Here is a 19,986-nt window from a genome sequence, read left to right as displayed (position 1 = left end):
CACCGGATCAGGCCGCGGAGCTCCCCCCGGTGCCCAGGGCGAAGCGCCCCGGACCCAAGAGCCCGAGGCCGGCCACGACTACCGCCAGGGTCAGGGGATACTCCATCCCACCCTGGGTCGCGTCGAAGCCGCTGTGGGCCGTCAGCGCGCCGACCAACATGGCGAAGGCCAGGGGCGCCGCGATCAGGCGCTGGCCGAAGCCGGTCAACAGGGCCAGGCCACCCATGAACTCGGTGGCGCCGACGAGCACGGTCGAGACGGTCGGGAAGGGGATGCCGATGCTGTCCATCCAGCCGGCGGTGCCCTCGATGCCGTAGCCACCGAAGAGCCCGAAGAGCTTCTGGGAGCCGTGGAAGACGAACACGGTGGCCAGCATCAGGCGCATGGCGAGCAGGGCCAGGTCGGTCGAGAGGGTCGGTCGAAGCGTGTCGCGGTTCATGTCTGTTTGCCCGTTAGTCGTTAGAACAAGTTTTTGAGCGAGAGGCGCCCACGGAACGTCCGCGGGCCGTTTCAGCCGCGATCCACGAGCATCCCGAGGAGCTCGTTCAGGGTCGCGATCTGGTCGGAATTCAGGGGCCGCATCTGGGCCCGGTGCAGGCTGTCGACGGCTCCGTAGAGCCCCTCGGCCGCCTTGCGCCCCTGGGCCGTCACCCGCACCAGGACCACCCGCCGGTCCTCGCTGTCGCGCGAGCGCTGCACCAGGCCGGCCGCCTCCATGCGGTCGATCAGGCGCGTCACGTCGGGCACGCGGTGGATCAGGCTCTCGCCGATCCGCTGACAGGGCAGGCCCTGTGCCGGACCGGTCAACAGCACCCGCAGCACGTTGAACTGGGTGTGCGTCAGCCCCGCCGCCTTGAACAGGTCCTCGAACTCCCCCTGCAGCCGCGTCTGGACGCGGATCAGCTCGAGGTAGGCCTCACGGGCGGCGCTGTTGCGGATGGTCTTGGGCATGGCGGGCTCGGTGGAGAACCCTACGTCAGACCAATAGTTGTTGCGACGACCTTTTTTTCTGGGACTGAGCGCGGCAACCGTCCACTCCGAGCCGCCCCCCCCCCTCAGCCCTTGATGCGGTCGCGGGTCTTGTTGGGCCCCGCGTTGGCTTCGATGTAGGCGATGATCGCCCCGGCCACGTCGACGCCGGTGGCCTCCTCGATGCCCTCGAGGCCGGGGGAGGAATTGACCTCCATCACCACCGGGCCGTGGTTCGAGCGCAAGAGGTCCACGCCGCAGACCTTCAGGCCCATGGCCTTGGCCGAGCGCACCGCGGTGCTGCGCTCTTCCGGCGTGATCTTGACGGCCTTGGCCGTGCCGCCGCGGTGCAGGTTGGAGCGGAACTCGCCGGGCGCGCCCTGGCGCATCATCGCGGCCACGACCTTGTCGCCGACCACGAAGCAGCGCAGGTCCGCCCCGCCGGCCTCCTTGATGAACTCCTGCACCAGGATGTTGGCATCCAGGCCGCGGAAGGCCTCGATCACCGACTCCGCCGCCTTGTTGGTCTCGCACAGCACCACGCCGATGCCCTGGGTGCCCTCGAGCAGCTTGACCACCAGGGGCGCGCCGCCCACGGCCTCGATGATGCCCTCGACGTCCTTGGTCGAGTGGGCGAAGCCGGTCACCGGCAGGCCGATGCCGCGGCGCGACAGCAGTTGCAGGCAGCGCAGCTTGTCGCGCGAGCGCGAGATGGCCTGGGACTCGTTGAGCGGGAAGACCCCCATCATCTCGAACTGCCGCACCACCGCGGCGCCGTAGAAGGTCTTCGACGCGCCAATGCGCGGGATCACCGCGTCGACCTCCAAGGGCTCGCCCTGGTGAATCACCTGGGGCCGGTGGGAGGCGATGTTCATGTAGCAGCGCAGGTAGTCGACGACGACCGCCTCGTGCCCCGCCAACTCGGCGGCCTGCTTGAGGCGCGCTGTCGAGTAGAGGCTGGGCCTGCGCGAGAGGATGGCGATCTTCATGACGACGGGGTCGAGTCTCCGGCCGGGGGGCGACTGCTCTTGAGTCGCTTGGTGCCCTTGATGCGGCGACCGTTGAGGAAGGATCGACCGGGATCGACCACGAAGCGCCCGCGCAGGGCCTGGCGTCCGAGCAGCATGCGGAAGCCCATCGCATCGCGGCGCGTCAGGGTCAGCTCCACCTCGAACACCCGTCCGAGCAGCTCGATGTGGGTCGACACCACCGGACGCAGCTCCGCGTGCCCGCTGGAGGGCGTCACCTTGCGCCGCTCGAGCAGCGGCGCCTCGGTCTGGATCTCCGGCCGCTTGCGGCCCTGCTCCGGGTGGATCGCGAAGCGCACCATGTCCTGGCCATCGCGCTGGAACTCGACCACGTTGAAGGCGTGCAGAGACGAGGTCCGCGCCCCGGTGTCGACCTTGGCCTTGATCGTCTCGACTCCCAGGTCCGGCAGGGCGACCCACTCCCGCCAGCCGACGACGACCCGGGGCTCTCGTTTGATTGACTTGGACACAGCGGCTATCGGCGACGGCGCGCAGCATAGCCGCCGAGGGCGATCGGGCCGGTAGGATTCGCGGACGCCCATCCTGCAGTCGGGCCCCTCGATGAACGGACCCACCCGAGCCTCGACGCCCCTGATGGTCATGGGCTGCACCAGCGACGCCGGCAAGTCGTTCCTGGTCACGGCCCTGTGCCGGCACTACGCCAACCGTGGCCTGCGCGTGGCGCCCTTCAAGGCTCAGAACATGAGCAACAACGCCGCGGTCACGCCCACCGGCGAGGAGATCGGCCGGGCCCAGTACCTGCAGGCCCTCGCGGCTCGGGTGACGCCGGACGCCCGCATGAACCCGGTGCTGCTCAAGCCGAGCGCGGACACCCACGCCCAGGTCGTGGTCCGCGGCCGCTACGCCCCCCTGGTCACCGGCACGCCGTGGATGGAGCGGCGGGCCAGGCTCTGGCCGGCGGTGGCCGAATGCCTGGCCGAGTTGACGGCGCAGTTCGACCTGGTCGTGATCGAGGGCGCCGGCTCGCCGGCGGAGATCAACCTGCGCCGCGCCGACATCGTCAACATGGCCGTGGCGATCGAGGCCGAGGCGGACGTCTACCTGGCCTCGGACATCGACCGCGGCGGCTCCTTCGCGCACCTGCTCGGGACCTACGAGTGCCTGACCGAAGAGGAGCGCGCCCGGATCAAGGGCTTCGTGCTGAACCGCTTCCGCGGCGACCCGACCCTGTTGGGCGAGGCCCCGGCCTGGCTCGAGGAGCGCACGGGCGTGCCCGTGGTGGCCCTGGTCCCCTACCGGCGCCACACCCTGCCCGAGGAGGACGCGCTCAACCGCACGGGCCGCCCCCAGGCCGGCGCCGTCAACGTGGCGCTGATCGTCTACCCCTGGGCCAGCAACCTCGACGAGTTCGACCCCCTGGTCTTCGCCGAGGGCGTGCAGGTGGTGCCGATCACGCGCCATTCGCGCCTGGACCACTACGACCTGGTGGTGCTGCCCGGCTCGAAGGACTCCAGCGCGAGCCTGGCACACCTGCGCGTCAGCGGGCTCGACCGCGAGATCGAGGCGGCGGCGCGCTCCGGTGTGCGGGTGCTGGGCGTGTGCGGGGGGATGCAGATCCTCGGACGGCGGATCCACGACCCCGAGGGCCTCGAGTCGGGCGATTGCGACGGCCTCGGTCTGCTCGACCTCGAGACGACCCTGGTACCCGCCAAGCGCACCGAGCAGGTCGTGGCGCGGCTAGTTGGCGAGGGTCCCCTGGCGGGTACGACGGTCGCCGGCTACGAGATCCACCACGGCCAGACGGTCCCCGGCCCGGGCGTGCGGCCCTACCTGGCCGACGGCCTCGGATGGAGCCAGGGCCCAGTGACCGGCGTGTACCTGCACGGCCTGGCCGAGAACACGGCCTGGCGTCAGGACCTCTTGGAGTCGCTGGGCTGGAAGGGCCGCGCCGAGGACTGGGCGACGGCGGTCGACGCGCAGATCGAATCGATCGCGGGGTTGGTCGAGAGCTCGGGCTGGGCTGCGGCCCTCGACGCCCGTTGAGCGGGAATTGGGATCCAGTGGCCGAAGTCGGAAGTCGGGGTCGCGCTTCTGGGCGGTGCGAGATGCTCAGGCGGCGGTTGGCGCGTCGTCGGCCTTCGGACCCTTGGCGCCGGGCAAGACGCTGACCCCGACCAGGGACGCGAGGGCGGTGATCGCGAAGGCCCCGACCTCGGTCAAGGCCTGGTTCGGGTCGACCTCGGTGACGCGGATGCCGAGGGTCGCGAGGGCGAAGGCCAACAGACCGACCAACACGCCGAGGCCGAGATTCCGCGGGCCGCGCGAGCCGCGCAGGAGGCTGCCGACCAGCCCACCGAGCAGGCAGGAGATCAGCAGCACCCAGGGCAGACCCAGGTCCAACTCGCAGCTCGCCGCTTCACCGCCGGCGGCGCGCACGGCGATCGTCAGCGGGCCGGTCCCCGCCGTGCGGATGACGAACTGGGCCACCGACGCGCCGGCCGGGATCTCGACCTGGGTCGGGCCGCTGGCGCGACCCGTGGTCACGCTCAACTCCAGCGCCTCGGGCCCGGCCCACGGCTGGCCGTCCTGGGCCAGCCGGGTCACGGTCAGGGTCACCTGCTCCAAGCCGAGCCCGAGCGGCGCCGGATTGGCCGACTCGAGGCGCAGGGATCCGAGGGTGACGCCGGCGGGGTAGCTGAAGGGCTGCGAATCGAAGTCGCCGGCGATGGAGAAGTCGGCCGAGCCCGCGGGCCCGCGCCGATAGCGCAGGGTCGCCGTGCGGCTGCCGGCCACGCCCGCGCGTTCGAACTCGACGGTTGAGGGCACCAACTCCACGCCCAGCCCCATGTCGCTGAAGGCCATTTGCAGGGGACGGGGCGGGGTCCAATCGCTCTCTCCTTGGCGATCGCGCCGCTGCAGGGCCAGGGTCAGGTCGGTCTGGTAGGCCTCGCCGCTCCAGCGCAGGGGCGTGAACGACGAGACGATCCGCACGCCGTACTCGACGATCTCCCGCGCGCGCGGGGCGCCATCGGGCCCGGGAACCGACTCCGCAGAGCCGACCATGATGCGTGAGCCGAGCCAGGCCTCGCTCTCGAGCACCCGGCGACGGTCCGCACCAGCCTCGTCGAACAGCAGCACCTCCCGCGGGGCGAGGGTGATGCCAACCGGCCGCGTCTCACTGTCGGCGGCGTCGGTCCAGCCCGGGACCTCGGTCCATCGCCCGGCGGGCAGGGCGGTCCCGTCCACGCTGCGCACGGAGCTGCGGTGTTCCGGGTCGACCATCAACCAATCGCTGCGGTCAGGCTGACGGCTGATCGCCAGCTCGCCTTGCTTCAACCGCGACTGGAGCGTTCCGAGATCCAACGCCTCGGGGAGCGGCCGGGACGGGTCGCGCAACTGCGGCAGGCGCGAGATGTCGAGCACCGGCGTCGCGCCGTCCTTGCCGAGCGTGGCGCTGTGCAGCGCGTCCACGAGGTCCTGACGCCGCGTGAGCCCGTCGGCGGAGAGGGACTCCCCCTGCCGCGAGAGCCCCGTCGCCTGCTGAGGTGCCGTCGCCGAGCTCGGCTGGTGAGTGGGCACCGCGATCTGCGCGGAAGTGGGCACGGCGACCTGCGCGGAAGTCGGTACCGCGCTCGTCGCAACGACCGGCACAGCCGTCCCAGCGTGCTCCTGCTCCGAAGACCCGATCTCACCCTGCGCCGCCGCCGACCGTGGGCCAAGAACGAGAATCGACAGCGACAGGACGGCGATGAAGCCGCCGCGGGGCGCGAAACGGCCCAGGAGCCCCTCGGGTACTTGCAGGCTGAAGCAGGGCATCGTGGTCGGTGGATCCGCCATGGTCGTTTCTAGCGTCGCGCTCGAGCGCCGCGACCCATCACCGCGCGCCGGCGGAGGTTCGCCCTCGGCGGCGCTCCCCCGCAAGCTAACGAGCGCCGGGCAGGGAGCGAACCGCGTTCCGCGACGCCCACTCGGGATCCGCCGCTTCGGAACTGGATCGCATCGACCGATTCGACGCATCATCAGGTGTGCTCACCTGCTCTCCCGACGCCGCGCTCGCCCGACGCCCACGCCTTCTCGGCCATGCGACCAGTCTGGCCCTGCTGCTGACCCTCGCGCTGGGGGGCGCGCCGACCGCCCGCGCGGGATCGATCGGCACCGCCCAGGACTCCCCGGCGGTCGCGCCCCTGTCGAGCGCCTCCGAGACCGATCGCGCGGCCCTCGAAGCACGCCTCCTGGCGCTGCAGAACAACGAGACCCTGGGCGAGGTCGAGCGCACGCGCCGGGTGGACCTGGTCAAGAGCGCCCTGGCGGAGCTCGACGCGGCAGGCGAGTTCAAGGCGCGGGGCGACGAGTTCGCGCGGGCGATCGTCGAACTGCCCAACGAGATCGAGCGCGGGCGGGCCGCGCTGCAGGCGCGCGCCAACGCGGACCCGGCGGCGGCCTCCGCGGATCTGCCGAAGGATCTGGAGGCCCTCCAGCGAATCGCCTCGCAACTCGGGGCGGAGTTGACCGGCGATCGAGCGCGCGTGGCCGAGCTGCAGCGCGAGCTGTCGGCGGTGCGACTGCGACCGGAGGCCGCGGCGACCGAGCTCTCGGACGCTCGTCGGGCCCTCGAGCTGCTCGACGGGGAGGTCGCGGACGCCAGCAGCCCCGCCGACCCCGGTGGGATCGAGGCGCTCGAGCTGCAGGTCAAGCTCGCCCGCCGCCGCGCGCGGGCGGCGGAGGTGGCCATGCTCGACCAGGAGATGCTCAGCCAGGCCACGCGGCAGGAGCACATCGAGGTCCTGTTGAGCCAGGCCGAACTCGACGTGACCGAGCTCGAGGCGCGCTTGGCCCGCGTCCAGAGCCGCGTCAGCGAGATGCGCCAGTCGGCCGCGGCCGCCGCCAGCAACGAGGCCCAGATCGAGCGACAACAGTCCATCGGCAAGCACCGCCAGATCGAGGAGGTTGCGGTGGCCATCGCCGAGGTCACCCAGACCAACGAGCAGCTCGTCCCGAAGCTGAACGAGCTGCGCGAGCGGCAGGTGGACGTCGAGGCGCGCCTGGCCCAGACCGAGCGCGACAACCGCGAGATCAAACTCAGCCTCGAGCTGGGCATCACGCGCTCCCTGGGCACGGTGCTGGTGGAGTTGCGGCGGGAGTTGACCGATCCGCGCAGCTACGAGCGCTCCGCCGACCAGTTGCAGGCCGACGGGATGGAGCAGCGCCTGGCCCTGTTCACCCTCGAGCGCGAGCTGACCCGCCTGGGCAACTTGGACCGCGTGCTCGACCAGCGCATGGCGCGGCCCTCGGCCCAGGAGCTGGACGGCCCGGCCCAGCTGGAGCTGCGCGCGGAGCTCAAGCGGCTGCTCGAGACCAAGACGGCTCAGCTCGAGCTGCTGGAGGGCACGCGACGCGAGTACCTCGCCGGGCTCGTGCTCTTGGAGTCGCGCGAACGCGCGTTGTTCGCCGAGGCCCAGGAGCTGTCCCTGCTGCTCGCCGAGCGGCTGCTGTGGATCCCGAACATGTCGCCGCTCACGGCGGGCGCCATGGAGAGCCTGGTGGCCGACCTCTCGTGGGCCACGGGAGGCACCCTCTGGAAGAAGGTCTTCGACGACCTCATGGGCGACCTGCGCGGCAACCTCGGCGGGTACGTGGCCGCGGCGGTCGCGATCGTGGCCCTGATGTCCGTGCGCCGGCGCGCCACGGACCGCATCGAAGCCATCGCCGACTCGGTTGGGCACGTACGCAAGGACGGGATCCTCCTCACGCTGCGGACGGCGCTCTTGCATCTGGCCGTGGCCCTGCCCCAACCCCTGGCCATCTACTTCGTCGGCTGGCGCCTGGCCAGCGCGCCGGGGGTCAGCGCGGCCACGAGTTCCGTCGGCGACGCCCTGGTGAACACGGCCGCCGTCGCCCTGGCGTTGATCTACACCCGCGACGCGAGCCGCGCCCACGGCCTGATCCGCAGCCACTTCGAGTGGAGCGAGCACACGGGCCGGCTGCTGCGCCGCCACTTGGTCTGGTTCACGCCGATCGCCCTGGCGGCGACCTTCGCGATCAACCTGGCCGCCGAGCAGTCCGAGGCCGAGGAGCACACGGCGCTCTCCGCCCTGGGCCTGGTGGTGCTGTCCATCGCCGTGGCCGCCCTCGGCGGGGCGCTCCTGCGGCCGAGCCTCGGGTTGGGTACGGGCACGCGCTCGTCGATCGTGCGCGGCACCCGCGCGGCATGGCTGCCGATCGCGCTGGTGATCCCCCTCGGCCTGGCCGGCATGACCATCGCCGGCTACCAGTACGCGGCCCTGGCCCTGGCCGACCGGCTCGAGGGCACGCTGGTGCTGATCGTCGCGGTGCTCGCCATGCACGCGGTGCTGTTGCGCTGGCTGACCATCTCCCAGCGCCGGCTGGCGCTCAAGGTGGCGATGGAGAAGCGCGCGGCGCTGCTCGAGAAGCGCGACACCAGCGACGCCGACGCCAAGGCCGAGTTCCTCGATCCGGTCGACGCGATCAACGTGGCGCAGATCAAGGACCAGACCCAGGGCCTCTTGCGCTTCGCCGCCGGCGCCCTGGTGGTGATCGGGCTGTGGTTCACGTGGGTCGACATCCTGCCGGCCCTGAACGTGCTCGAGGAGAAGAAGCTCTGGGACCAGATGGTGACCATCGACGGGGTTCAAACCGCCGTTCCGATCACCCTGGCCAGCCTGGGTCTGGCGATCCTCATCGTCGCCATCACGATCACGGCCGCGCGCAACGCGCCCAGCTTCCTCGAGATCGCGGTGCTGCAACAGCTGCCCCTCGACGCCGGCGCGCGCTACGCAAGTCGGACGCTTTCGCTCTACGCGATCGTGGCGACCGGCACGGTGCTGGCCTTCAACGCGATCGGCGTGGGCTGGTCCTCGGTGCAGTGGCTGGTGGCGGCCCTGTCTCTTGGTCTGGGCTTCGGCCTGCAGGAGATCTTCGCCAACTTCGTCTCCGGTCTGATCATCCTGCTCGAGCGACCGGTGCGCGTGGGCGACACGGTGACGGTCTCGAACGTGACCGGCATCGTCAGCCGCATCCGCATGCGCGCGACCACGATCACCGATTGGCAGCGTCGCGAGCTGGTGGTGCCCAACCGCAACTTCATCACCGGCGAGCTGATCAACTGGAGCCTGTCCGACCCGATCCTGCGCCTCGACTTCGTGGTCGGCATCGCCTACGGCTCGGACACCGAGCTGGCCCACCGGACCATGACCGAGGTCGCCCGGGCGCACCCCCTGGTGCTCGACCAGCCCGAAGCGAACGTGTTCTTCGTCGGCTTCGGCGACAGCACGCTCAACTTCCAAGTCCGCGTCTTCGTCAACGAGCCCACCAACGTCGGCCGGACGCGAATCATGCACGACCTCCACATGGCCATCGACCGCGCCTGCCGCGAGCACGAGATCGAGATCGCCTTCCCCCAGCGGGACGTGCACCTGCGCCTGTCGGACGGCGTGCTGCGGGTGCAGGTGGAGCGCGGCGAGGACGCGCGGGCCACGCTGCTAGACCTCGACGCGGACAGCGGCACCGGACCTGCGGCGCCGAAGTCCTGATCGCATCGCGGCACCGGCAACCAACGTGCCGCCGCTCGCGCTGGCCATGCTTCACCTACGGCCTTCTGGAGTTCGTCCCCGGCAGCGTCCCGGCGAGCCTCGACAGTTCACTCAGGGAGCCGCAGGTGAGTGATGGGCGCGACGGAGCATGGACAGCAGTGCGCCCCGCCCGACCATGCGTGCCGCAATCAACTGGGTGCGCTTGGAGAGCACCAGCGTCAGGTACCCGGCCAACATGGCCAGGGAGCCGATCCACTGGACGAGAATCGGCTCTCCCGCCCCGACTAGGCGCTCGTTCGCATCGATCTGAACCGCGAGCCCCCAGATCAAGAGCACGAGTCCGACATCCCGACCGGTGCGAAACACTCCACGCAGCCGGATCCACCGGCTCACCGTCCGATCTTGTCCCGACCGCATGAAGATCGACAGCGCCATGCCGTCGAGATCATCGGTCGTCAGGTACTCGAGGAACCTCCAGGGTCTGGCAACGGCCCCATCGCTCGACTCAACGGCAGTTTCGATCCTCCGGTGGTACTCGACGCACGGCGTCCTCGCCCAGTCATAGTCCGACTGGAATCTCTCCCTGGGCCCGTCTCCGGAATCGGCCCGTCGAGCAAGAACTTGCCCAAAGGATAGGAAGAGCCCGCGCGCGCGCAGCCATCCGAGCAGATTGAAGAACATCGCAGCGGTCACCCAGGACCCGATGAGCGACGTGGGCTCACGGAGCTTCACATCCCGCCCCCCCAAGTGCCGCTCGACCAACATAACCCAGATCGGCTCTCCTGAAGGCGACACGGACTTCCCGCTGGCAGATCCGAGCCAACGCCGCATTCCGATCCAAACTAGCCCCAAGACTGCCAGAGCCACCAAGGCGCTGTCGGTCCACGCTCCCGACCAGTATGCCGCGCTCGCGAGTTCCTGGGCCCCGATGCATCCAAAGGCGACGCTGACGGTCGTCAGTGCAAGAGCCAGGACGAGGGAGCCTGCGAGCAGGCTCGTGCCAGTGAATAGAAGGGAGACGCCTGTGCCTACCGACTCACCCTTCAACTTCCGATAGGCGCGTCCAAACACCGGTTGAATCGCATAGCCGCAGAGTCGGACGCCCATCACGATCGCGGAGGTGACAGCACTGATGATCAGACCAACCACCACGACCACAGGGAGGAACAACGCGGCCGACAGAACTGTTGCCGCTGCGTTCCTACCACCTGCAGGCGACGATGACCCGGACGCGGTCGGTAGGCCTCGCACGAAGTCGTTCCAGGGCACAACGCCGGTCAGCCAGCTCGCCCGCGAGCGTGCGATGTCGAAGACCGTCATTTCAACTGGCTTTGACTCTCGGCCTGAAGCCGAATCGCGATCGCCCCGAGCCTGCTCTCTGTTCGCTCGAGCGGGGCTTCCGACCGCGTCGAGGAGAATCGGGGGTGGCGCGATCGCCAAGAAGAACAGCGCGAACGCACCGACCACGAAGTGGGAAATGACACGATTGAAGACGGCCAGGTTCATTCATTCACCTCGACTGCAGGACGCCGCCGCAATGGGTCCTGCGGGGACGGACGGACGAACGTCAAACAGCTCAGCGCGGTGGTGCGAATCCGGGGAAAAATACTTCTGACCGGGGTGAACCGCTCTCGCCCGTACTGGCGCGACCGCCCGGTCGTTCAGGAGCAGCGCATCAGGAAACCCAAATCCGACGTCGAGATCGCGGGCGGAGCGTTCGCGCGAGTAGGCCTAGCAAACATGAGCAGGCTGGCTCGGCGATTGGCCGTGGACGCTACGATCGGCAGCCCCGCGCGTACCGCTCCATGCCATTCAAGCTCACCACCCTGATCCCCGCCCTCGCGGCTGCCCTGCTCACTTCCTGCTCGGGCGTGCGCTACTACCGTGACTACGACCCCGCGGCGGACCTCGCGGGGGTGGCCAGCTGGGGCTGGGCGGGGGAGGGCGAGGACGGGGAGGCCCGGGCGAGTGGCCTGTCGTCCCTCGACGCGGAGCGGGTCGAGCGGGCGATCGTCGCGGCGCTCGGGGCCAAGGGCGTCAGCGGGCCGGCGGACGACGCCGACGTGCGGGTGCGCTATGGGCTGACGCGGCGCGAGAAGGTCGACGTGGACGCTTGGTCGTCGGGTATCGGTTGGTACGGGCCGGGCTACTTCCCGGGTGGCAACCTGCAGTACACGGTCACCGAGCGCACGGTCGGGACCCTGACCATCGACCTGGTGGAGCCGGACGGCCGCCTGGTCTGGCGCGGCTGGGCCGTGCGGAACCTGGAGCGGGTGGACGCGCTGGAGCCGGCGGAGCGTGAGGAGCTCTTCACCGAGTTGGTGGACGGGATCCTGGAGCAGTTCCCGCCGCCCGCGACGGGAAGCTGACGGCGGCTACGAGGTCGCGCGCCGGAGCCCGCCCGCCCCCAGCTCGCCGCGCCCGGATCGAGTGACCCGGGCGCCGGCGACCTGGCTCAGAAGCACTTCGAGAGGATCGCCACGTCCGACTCGAACGAGTCCGGGCCGAGGGGTCCGAAGCTGAAGCGGATCAAGGGGCCCATGGGGCCGTCGTCGCCGCGGCGGGCCATGTCGCACAGGCGGCCGGGGAGGATGCCGGCCTCGTGCTCGAACAGGCGCTCGTTGAAGGCGTCGCCGGTCAGGCCCTCGGGCAGGCGGCCCCAGTGGTAGAAGCCGCCGTCGCCGGTGAACAACTCGAGGCCCAGGTCGGCCAGGGCGGCGCCGTAGCGGTCGCGTTGCATCGTGTAGTACTCGGCGATGGCGCGGCGGGCGTGGGTCACGCGCTCCAGCTCGAGCAGCTCGGCCACGTAGAGCTGCGATGCGCGGCTGACGCCGCCCATGGCGAAGGACGAGTAGTTGCGGAACAGCTCGATGTGCTCCTTCGAGGCCACGGCCCAACCCACGCGCATCCCGGGCACCTGCAGGCCCTTCGTCGCCGCGCCGACCACGAAGATGTCGGTGGCGTCGATGTCGTCGATGTGCGCCAGGGCGCTCTCGGCCTCGCCGTCGCTGAAGAACTCGTAGGCCTCGTCGATCAGGGCGCCGCGGCCGGGCTTGGAGTAGTGGTCGACCAGGGCCTTCAGCTCCGCGCCGCGCGTGTGCACCCCGGTCGGGTTGCAGGGGTTGGAGCGGATCAGGAACGCGCGGTCGCCGCTCGGGTGGTCCGCCAGGGTCGGCCGGAAGCGGTTGGCGACGTCCGACTGGATGATGTCGAACTCGCGGCCCAGCACCTCGAGCACGTCCCAGTAGGGCGTGTACTCGGTCTCCTCGATGCAGACCCGGCGGTCCTCGAGCAGGAACATCAGGATCGCGTAGATCGCCGGGCGCCCGCCGGCGAAGACCGCCACGTTGTCGGCCGTGATGCCGGCGTCGTAGAAGCGGTTGTAGTAGGCCGCGATCGCCTCGCGCAGGGGCGGCTGGCCGTCCGCCTTGGGGTACATGCGGTCCGTGGCCGTGATCGCGATCGAATCGGGCAGGGTCGGGCCGCCGGGGACCTGGCTGGTCATCGGGAAGCCCTGGGCCCAGGGGTGGGTCCCGGGGTCGCCCATGTACTTGGCGGTGGCGTCGGCGAAGCGGAAGAGGGTCTCGTAGACCCCCATGGGGGGGAACTGGCGGAGGATCATCGGGGAGTGGGGTCGGGGACGGTGCGCGGCGCATTCTCCACGAGATGCCCCCTGCGGGATGGGGCTGCCTCGACTTTCGCACTAGGGTCTTGGCCCAGCGCGTGAGCGCCGCGCCGCGCGCCCTATCCATGCCCAGACCCAGGCTCGACGACTCGGATCTCTTGACCGCCCTCGAGGGCATCTTCCGCACCCACGGGTTCGAAGGCGCCAGCGTCGGTCGCTTGGTCGAGGCCACGGGCCTGCAGCGCGCGAGCCTCTACCACCGCTTCCCCGGCGGCAAGGCGCAGATGGCCACGGCGGTTCTGACGGCGCTCCACCAGGGACTGGTGGCCCAGATCCTGGCGCCCTTGTCGGGTGACGGCGATCTGACTTCGCGCGTGCGCGCCGTGGCCGGACGTATCGATGCCTTCTACGCCGGGGGCCAGCGGCCCTGCGCCATCGACACCCTGTCGCTTGGGCAGCCGACGCAGGAAGTGGCGGCGGCGATCGCTGACACGGTCGAGACCCTGGTGGCCGGCCTGGCGGGCGCGGCGCGCGAGGCCGGAGCGACGCCCGCCGCGGCTCGCCGGCGGGCGGAGGAGGCCTTCGTGCGGGTGGAGGGCGCCCTGGTGTTGGCCCGCGCAAGCGGCGAGACGCGCGCCTTCAAGCGGGTCATCAAGGGCCTGCCGGCGCTGCTGGTCGAGGGCCGGGTCGAGCTCTGAGGGGGCGGACAGCCGAGTCCGTTCAACTCGTCGGCTGAAATAGAACGAACGTTCGGTCACAAGCCCGCGCGGGGTCCGCACGGCCGGCTGATCGCGCTCACCTCCGAGCGCCCCGCCCCGCCACCCGCGACCGAACGACCGCCATGAAAGCAGCCATCGTCGTCCTCTCCGACCCCTCCAACGGCTCCGACGAAGCCCTCGGACGCCTGTTCAACGCCCTCGCCACCGCCTGGGACTTCAAGCACCGCGGCGACGAGGTGACGATCCTGTTCCAGGGCGCCGGGACGCGCTGGGCAGGGGAGATCGTGCGCCCGGAGCACCCCGCCCACGACCTGTTCAAGGCGGTGCAGGACAAGGTCGCCGGCGCCTCCTGCGGTTGCGCCGACGTGTTCGGGGCCGGCGAGGGCGTGCAGCGCTCGGGCTTCGAGCTGATCAGGGACAACCCGGTGCCCGGCACCAGCGGCCTGCCGAGCCTCCACAACCTGGCCACCCAAGGCTTCTCGGTCCTGACCTTCTGAGGCGCCGCCATGTCACGCAACTATCCGGCCATCACCTTCACCGACTCCGTGCGCGCCGCCCAGGAGCGCAACGGGTCCCGCGGCCTCGGCCAGCACCTGGAGTCGATGGCGCTCGACGACGCGCGCCTGTCGATCACGGAGCTGAGCTTCATCGCCGAGCGTGACGGCTTCTACATGGCGACCGTCAACGAGGATGGCTGGCCCTATCTGCAGTTTCGTGGGGGGCCCAAGGGCTTCCTGCGTGCGCTCGACGAGCGCACCTTGGGCTACGCCGACTTCCGCGGCAATCGCCAGTACATCAGCACCGGCAACCTGGCCGCCAACGACCGCACGGCCCTGTTCTTCATGGACTACCCGAACCGCCGCCGGCTGAAGCTGATGGCCCGGGCCGAGGTGGTCGAGACGGCCGACCGGCCCGAGTTGGTCGAGCGGCTGACCCTGGCCGACTACCCGGCGCGGGTGGAGCGTGCGATCCTCTTCCGCGTGGCGGCCTTCGACTGGAACTGCCCCCAGCACATCACGCCGCGGTTCACCCTCGACGAGCTGGAAGGCCGCTAGAGCGGGTCGGGGTCGGGGACCCGCGGCATCCGGGCACCCAAGGGGGCTGGACAGTCCGGACGCAGAGCCCGAGACTTCGACCTCACTTCCCACCGCCCCAAGGAGCCGACATGCGCCGCGCCATCCCCTTCCTCGCCCTCTTACCGCTCGCCGCCTGCAGCACCACCGGACCGCGCGTGGTCCACGGCGACGCTGCCGTCCGCGAGCCCCTGTTCGAGAGCCTGTCCTCCCTGGAGGGTGAGTGGCTGCTCGAGGTGCCCGGCGGCGAGCCCCTGGTCTCCGAGTTCAAGGTCAGCTCCGGCGGCTACGCCGTGCGCGAGATCATGATGCGCGGCACGCCCAACGAGATGACCAACCTCTACACCCTCGACGGCAACGGCGTCTGCATGTGGCACTTCTGCGCCGCCGGCAACACGCCGCGCATGCGCGCGGACGGGATGCAGGACGGCAGCTTGGACTTCCAGTTCATGGATGTCGTCGACCTGAACGAGGAGGACGAGCACTACATGGGCGGCATGAAGCTGGTCTGGGTGGACGAGAACACCATCGAGCAGCACTGGACCACCCTGACTGAGGGTGAGCCCGACCAGGGCATGGTCATGCGCTTCACCCGCCGCGTGCAGTGATCTGTGCTGGCGCGGGAGCCGAATGACCATGAGGACCCTCGGAGCGTGTTGGCGAGTGCGAACGACGACGGCCCTGGCCGTGCTGCCGCTCTTCGCCGGTTGCCGCACGGTCGCGATGCAGGACACGGGTGGCGGCGGCGACCTGGAGCCGATCCGGTCCATGCTGGTCGAGCTGTACGAGAGCTTCAGCTTCGGACCCGGCGAAGAGGCCGACTGGGACGGGATGCGAACCCTGTTCGCCCCCGGCGCGAACTTCTACTCGCCGATCCGCGCGGGGCGCACGCCCGTCGGTGAGGACGTCGAGGAGTTCGTCCAGGGCTTCCGCGACTGGGTCACCGGCACGCCGATCGGCGAGTCGGGCCTGCGCGAGGAGATCACCCACTGGCAGATCGTGCGCTGCGGGACCATCGCCCACGCCTTCGTGACGTTCGACGGCGTGCTGCCGGACGGCACGCCGTACTCGCAGGGCGTCGACGCGATCCAGTTGGTCCTGGACGGCGAGCGGTGGCTGTTGGCCTCGTTCACCTCGCAGTACGCACGCGCCGGCGCGCCCTTGCCAGAACGCTTCGTCGACCCGAGCTTCGCGCGCGGCGCGGACTGATCGATCGCGCCGCTTGGGCGTTCGTACGGTGCCAGCGTGGGTCAATGCCCGTCGAGATCGAGGATCGCGCGCAGGGTATCGCGCCGAGAGTCTAGGGCATTGCGAACCGCTAGGTCCGCGCCCTCGAGCAGCGGATCGTCCGCCACGTTGACGTAGCGGCCGTAGAACCACCGCCCGCCCATCGTCCCGGCACGGCTGAGCGCCGACTCCCAACCCGAGACCGACTCGTCGCCCTCGATTCCCATCAGCTCCGCGTTCGACTCACCCCGAGAGGGGCCGGCATTGTCGCCCCGAGACTCGTTCTCGAGGTGGTATCTGACCGTGTCGCAATAGCTGTCGACCGCGCCCCGGATGGCGTCGTTGAGAATCGGCGCCAGGGCCAGGGCCTCCGAGAGCGCTCCCGGATCCACATCCTCAGGATCCACCCCTCTCAGCCCAGCGATCCTCAAGGCCCACTCCCCGTCGATCGGTTCGTCAGGTTTGAGGTTGGCCTTCTCGGCGAAGAGCGTGGCGCGCTGCCGTTCCTCGAACTCCGCGACCCCCTGGGACAGAGTTCTCTCGGGCGCTTCGTACCAGACCTCGACCCGGGTCTCGCGCGTAACCTCCTCTACGCTCTCGGCCAGCTTCTGCGCGTACCGGTCGAAATCGGGGCCGAAGACTTCGCCGAGGGTCATCGTCTGCGCGCCGCCGACGGGAGCAATGGTTGTCGCGGGCTCCTGCTCCGCCACTACCTCGGCGCTGTACAGCGGGTCCTCGATCTGCGCGACGCCTGCGGTCGGCAGTGACGCCTCCTGTCCGCCTTCGACATCCGAGCCCCTCGATGCCAGCCACAGGGCGACTGCAGCCCCGACCACCAGCACTCCCATGCTGGTGAGCCATTGGCTCGGTGCTCGTCTGAGATCGCTCAAGACCCTCCTCCTTGGTCTCGACAGTACGAACTTCCGCCGACCTCGAGATGAACGTCGACCCTACATCGCTGGTCGACCCGAGCTTCGCCCGCGCCGCGGACTGACCGATCGCGCCGTGTGTGTCGATGGACATCGGAAGCGATGTTCACGGGGCGAAGGTCCCCTGGAGTTGGAGTCGCATCGGTTCGCCTGCGAGGGGGGCGCTTAGGACCAGGACCACTTGATACCAGTCCTCCGGGTCCAAGGCCGCGAAACCGGTGATCGCGAACTCGCCGTCCGAGATGGAGACCGACGTGTTCGGGACCGGGTCGCCGTCGGCCTCGAGCAGGTGCAGACCCGTCAGGGTCGCGGACGACGCACCGGGGAACGAAACGCTACCGTCGATGCGCGTGATCCTCTCGGTCGGGTCGTCGTTGAAGAGCAGCGCCAGGGCGCCGGCGTGGTACAGCTCGGCGATGCCGTTGCGGGCGAGATCGGACAGCGCATCGAAGCGATAGACCGGCAGCCCATTGACCTCGATCGAGGTCGAGCCGACGGCCAGGTTGAATGAGGGCGTTGCGGCGAGAACCAGGTTCTCCCCGGTGCCATCTCCCACGAGGTCCTCGATCGCGTAGTCCGCGCACTGGCCACCTCGTAGGCCTCCCCCCGCCGGGAGGGTGACATGGGCCGTTCCCGTCGCGCTGAATGGCACCGCACTGCGACCAGCTACCGTGACGGTCCCTGCCGAGCCCCGCTCGATCGAATAGGTCAGGCCGGTCACCGTCGGCCCGATGGGAATAGCGTTGCAGATGGAACCAGCCGCATGGGGCCCAGCGGTCGGGATCGCGGCCGGGTCGACTTCACCCAGCTTGACGGTGCCTCCCTTCAGGTCGGATTGCCCCATCGCAATCGCGGTGCCAGGCATCCATCCGGGCGCGAGAGCAACGGCTGCCGGAACGATCAACGCGGCCGAGAGTGTCGCGGCGGCGAGCTTGATTGCGTGATTCACCAACTCCTCCAACTCGGCTTTGGAAATTCTGTGACTCGCCTCATGGCGACGGAGGAATGACGCTACCCCCCCCGGAAAACCCGCAAGGTCGGTACTCGGAAATCGACCTGAGCGACGCAGAACGGCTCAGAGGCCCAGGGTGCTCTTCGCCCTGTCGACCACGCTCGCCAGACAGCCCTCGTCGAACGGACTCACCAAACCCGCGCCGCGCACCAACTCCTGGAACGGCGCCGATCCGCCCCGGCGGCACAGGGCCAGGTAAGCCCCCATCGCGGCGTCGCGGTCCTCTTCGGCCTGGGCCCACAACTGCAGGGCGCAGGTCTGCGCGAGGACGTAATCGATGTAATAGAAGGGGTAGAGGTAGATGTGGCGCTGCTGTTGCCAGCGGCCGCCGCCGGCGGGGTGGGCCAGATCGCCCCATTGGCGCCAGGGCAGGTAGGTGCGCTCCATCTCGAGCCAGACCTCGTTGCGCTCGGCGGGCGTCATCTCGGGCCGGCGGTAGACCTCGTGCTGGAAGTGGTCGACGGCCGTGCCGTAGGGCAGGAACAGCAGCGACTCGGTCAGGTGCACGCGGCGGAAGCGTTCGGCGTCGTCGCCGAAGAAGCCCTCCATGTGCGGCCAGGTCAGGAGCTCCAGCGACATGGAGTGGATCTCGGCCGACTCCGAGGTCGGCCACTGCACGTCCATGGGCCACAGGCCGCGACTCGAGAAGTTCTGGAAGGCGTGGCCGACCTCGTGGGTGAAGACCTCCACGTCGCCCTTGCTGCCGTTGAAGTTGGCGAAGATGAAGGGCATCCCGGCGGAGGGGAACGAGGTGCAGAAGCCGCCGCCGGCCTTGCCCTTGCGGCTGTCCAGGTCGAGGAAGCCGCCGTCGTCCATGGTGCGGAAGAAACCGCCCAGCTCGGGCCCCATGGCGTCGAACATCTCGCGCGCGCGCTCCATCATCCAGGCGCGGTCGCCGCGGGGCGCGGGGTTGCCGGCGAGGTCGTGGACGGTCTCGTCCCAGGCCATCAACTTCTCGAGACCCAGGTCGCGGGCCTGGCGCTCGTGTAGGGCGGTGGCCAGCGGCACCACGTCGCGCACGATCGCCGCGCGGAAGCGCTCCACGTCGCCCTGGTCGTAGTCGACCCGGCACATGCGCTTGTAGCCCACCGACACGAAGTCGTCGAAGCCGAGCTTGCCGGCCATGCGGTGGCGCAGGGCCACGAGGTCGTCGAAGATCCGATCGAGCTCGCCGGCGTTGTCCGCGAACCAGCCCCACTGGGCCCGCTCGGCGCCGTGGCGCTCCTCGCGGTCGGCACTCTGGCGAAAGCGCAGGATCGTCGAGAGGCTCTCGGCCTGGCCCTTGAAGTCGAACTCGGCGCCGGCGAGCAGGGCCACGTACTCCGACTCGAGCCGCGATTCCTCGACCAGGTCCTCGAGGATCGCCGGGTCGAAGGCCAGGGCCTTGGACTCCCACAGGGCCAGGGCCTGGGGGCCGACCTCGGCCTCGACCCCGGCGCGGCAGGGGTGGTTCAGGACCGCCCGCTCCACGTCGATCTGCAGCTCGGTCCAGCGCGGCGCCTGGCCGTCCCACCGCTCGCGGGCCGCCTTGCGCTCGGCGTCGGCCGTGTCCTGCTGGAAGCGCAGGCGGACCCAGGAGGCGTAGGTCTGGACCTCGCGCCGCATCGCGTCCCAGTCGCGCAGGATCTCGAGGCAGGCGGGGGTGGTCTGCGCGGCTACGAGGGAGTCGAGCATCCCCCGCGTGCGGGCCGCGAGGTCGTCGAGGTCCGGGGTGGCCGGGGCGAGGTCGGCGAAGGCGAGGGTCGACATGGGGGGCGGATTCCGGATCGGGGGGAGGCAGGGGCGGGTGGGCAGGAGGGGGAGTCTACCGGCGCCCCCCGGACCCCGGTGGGTGGCGTAAACTCCGGGGGCGGCTGTGGCTGCCCCCCACCTCCAGCCGCCCCGATCGAGGCT

At 70.0% G+C, this 19,986-nt stretch carries 18 protein-coding genes; 8 read left to right on the top strand and 10 right to left on the bottom strand.

The genetic code is table 11. The annotated features are described in order from the left end of the window. Positions 1-7: 7 nt before the first annotated feature. The 4 genes from Pla133_RS01095 to Pla133_RS01080 form a co-directional block, all read right to left on the bottom strand. Positions 8-439: a DoxX family protein gene (locus Pla133_RS01095; protein ID WP_145061517.1), complete on the bottom strand. Its 432-nt coding sequence runs from the start codon at positions 437-439 to the stop codon at positions 8-10. A 71-nt stretch (positions 440-510) separates the two neighbouring features. Next, complete coding sequence (locus Pla133_RS01090) at positions 511-951, bottom strand: MarR family winged helix-turn-helix transcriptional regulator (protein ID WP_145061516.1); 441 nt, start codon at positions 949-951, stop codon at positions 511-513. A 104-nt stretch (positions 952-1,055) separates the two neighbouring features. Further along, entirely contained in the window at positions 1,056-1,958 is a 903-nt protein-coding gene (gene rimK / locus Pla133_RS01085; protein ID WP_145061515.1) for a 30S ribosomal protein S6--L-glutamate ligase, read from the bottom strand. Next, the gene (locus Pla133_RS01080) at positions 1,955-2,467 is read right to left on the bottom strand and encodes an ATP-dependent zinc protease family protein (RefSeq protein WP_419192009.1); all 513 of its coding nucleotides are present in this window, start codon (positions 2,465-2,467) and stop codon (positions 1,955-1,957) included. The genes rimK and Pla133_RS01080 overlap by 4 nt, the downstream gene beginning before the upstream one ends. Positions 2,468-2,558: 91 nt before the next feature. On the opposite strand from Pla133_RS01080, the gene Pla133_RS01075 reads away from it, so the two are divergent. Then, positions 2,559-4,001, top strand: coding sequence for a cobyric acid synthase (locus Pla133_RS01075; RefSeq protein ID WP_419192008.1), 1,443 nt, complete (start codon positions 2,559-2,561; stop codon positions 3,999-4,001). A gap of 66 nt (positions 4,002-4,067) precedes the next feature. Here Pla133_RS01075 and Pla133_RS01070 read toward each other — a convergent pair whose 3' ends face one another. Then, positions 4,068-5,774 (bottom strand): hypothetical protein, encoded by a 1,707-nt coding sequence (locus Pla133_RS01070; RefSeq protein WP_145061512.1) that lies wholly within the window; start codon positions 5,772-5,774, stop codon positions 4,068-4,070. A 209-nt stretch (positions 5,775-5,983) separates the two neighbouring features. On the opposite strand from Pla133_RS01070, the gene Pla133_RS01065 reads away from it, so the two are divergent. Next, positions 5,984-9,508 (top strand): mechanosensitive ion channel domain-containing protein, encoded by a 3,525-nt coding sequence (locus Pla133_RS01065; protein WP_145061510.1) that lies wholly within the window; start codon positions 5,984-5,986, stop codon positions 9,506-9,508. A 111-nt stretch (positions 9,509-9,619) separates the two neighbouring features. Here the strand turns inward: Pla133_RS01065 and Pla133_RS01060 are convergent, their stop codons facing one another. After that, the gene (locus Pla133_RS01060) at positions 9,620-11,014 is read right to left on the bottom strand and encodes a hypothetical protein (protein WP_145061508.1); all 1,395 of its coding nucleotides are present in this window, start codon (positions 11,012-11,014) and stop codon (positions 9,620-9,622) included. A gap of 299 nt (positions 11,015-11,313) precedes the next feature. Here Pla133_RS01060 and Pla133_RS01055 point away from each other — a divergent pair, with 299 nt between their 5' ends. Next, positions 11,314-11,877, top strand: a complete 564-nt coding sequence (locus tag Pla133_RS01055) for a DUF4136 domain-containing protein (RefSeq protein ID WP_145061506.1) — start codon at positions 11,314-11,316, stop codon at positions 11,875-11,877. Positions 11,878-11,963: 86 nt separating this feature from the next. On the opposite strand, the gene Pla133_RS01050 is transcribed toward Pla133_RS01055, so the two are convergent. Further along, complete coding sequence (locus tag Pla133_RS01050) at positions 11,964-13,130, bottom strand: aminotransferase class I/II-fold pyridoxal phosphate-dependent enzyme (RefSeq protein ID WP_145061504.1); 1,167 nt, start codon at positions 13,128-13,130, stop codon at positions 11,964-11,966. 128 nt (positions 13,131-13,258) lie between these two features. On the opposite strand from Pla133_RS01050, the gene Pla133_RS01045 reads away from it, so the two are divergent. From Pla133_RS01045 to Pla133_RS01025, 5 genes are all read left to right on the top strand, one after another. After that, positions 13,259-13,831, top strand: a complete 573-nt coding sequence (locus Pla133_RS01045; protein ID WP_419192007.1) for a TetR/AcrR family transcriptional regulator — start codon at positions 13,259-13,261, stop codon at positions 13,829-13,831. A gap of 143 nt (positions 13,832-13,974) precedes the next feature. After that, complete coding sequence (locus Pla133_RS01040) at positions 13,975-14,349, top strand: DsrE family protein (RefSeq protein WP_145061500.1); 375 nt, start codon at positions 13,975-13,977, stop codon at positions 14,347-14,349. 9 nt (positions 14,350-14,358) lie between these two features. Beyond that, on the top strand, positions 14,359-14,907 hold the full coding sequence (locus Pla133_RS01035; protein ID WP_145061498.1) for a pyridoxamine 5'-phosphate oxidase family protein: 549 nt from the start codon (positions 14,359-14,361) through the stop codon (positions 14,905-14,907). Positions 14,908-15,017: 110 nt separating this feature from the next. After that, a complete protein-coding gene (locus Pla133_RS01030) occupies positions 15,018-15,533 on the top strand; it encodes a hypothetical protein (RefSeq protein WP_145061496.1) in 516 nt (171 codons plus the stop codon). A 28-nt stretch (positions 15,534-15,561) separates the two neighbouring features. Further along, the gene (locus Pla133_RS01025; protein WP_145061494.1) at positions 15,562-16,134 is read left to right on the top strand and encodes a nuclear transport factor 2 family protein; all 573 of its coding nucleotides are present in this window, start codon (positions 15,562-15,564) and stop codon (positions 16,132-16,134) included. Positions 16,135-16,175: 41 nt separating this feature from the next. Here the strand turns inward: Pla133_RS01025 and Pla133_RS01020 are convergent, their stop codons facing one another. From Pla133_RS01020 to Pla133_RS01010, 3 genes are all read right to left on the bottom strand, one after another. After that, positions 16,176-17,000 carry a hypothetical protein gene (locus tag Pla133_RS01020; RefSeq protein ID WP_145061492.1) on the bottom strand — a complete coding sequence of 275 codons (825 nt, stop codon included), beginning with the start codon at positions 16,998-17,000 and terminating at the stop codon, positions 16,176-16,178. Positions 17,001-17,187: 187 nt separating this feature from the next. Next, positions 17,188-17,925 (bottom strand): hypothetical protein, encoded by a 738-nt coding sequence (locus tag Pla133_RS01015; RefSeq protein WP_145061490.1) that lies wholly within the window; start codon positions 17,923-17,925, stop codon positions 17,188-17,190. Positions 17,926-18,156: 231 nt separating this feature from the next. Next, positions 18,157-19,842 (bottom strand): M3 family oligoendopeptidase, encoded by a 1,686-nt coding sequence (locus tag Pla133_RS01010; protein ID WP_145061488.1) that lies wholly within the window; start codon positions 19,840-19,842, stop codon positions 18,157-18,159. Between the last annotated feature and the right edge of the window lie 144 nt (positions 19,843-19,986).

Source organism: Engelhardtia mirabilis (genome assembly GCF_007748095.1).
Taxonomy (GTDB): Bacteria; Planctomycetota; UBA1135; order UBA1135.
Note: the sequence above shows the minus strand (reverse complement) of the source record. Positions and strands in the feature narration are given on the sequence as shown.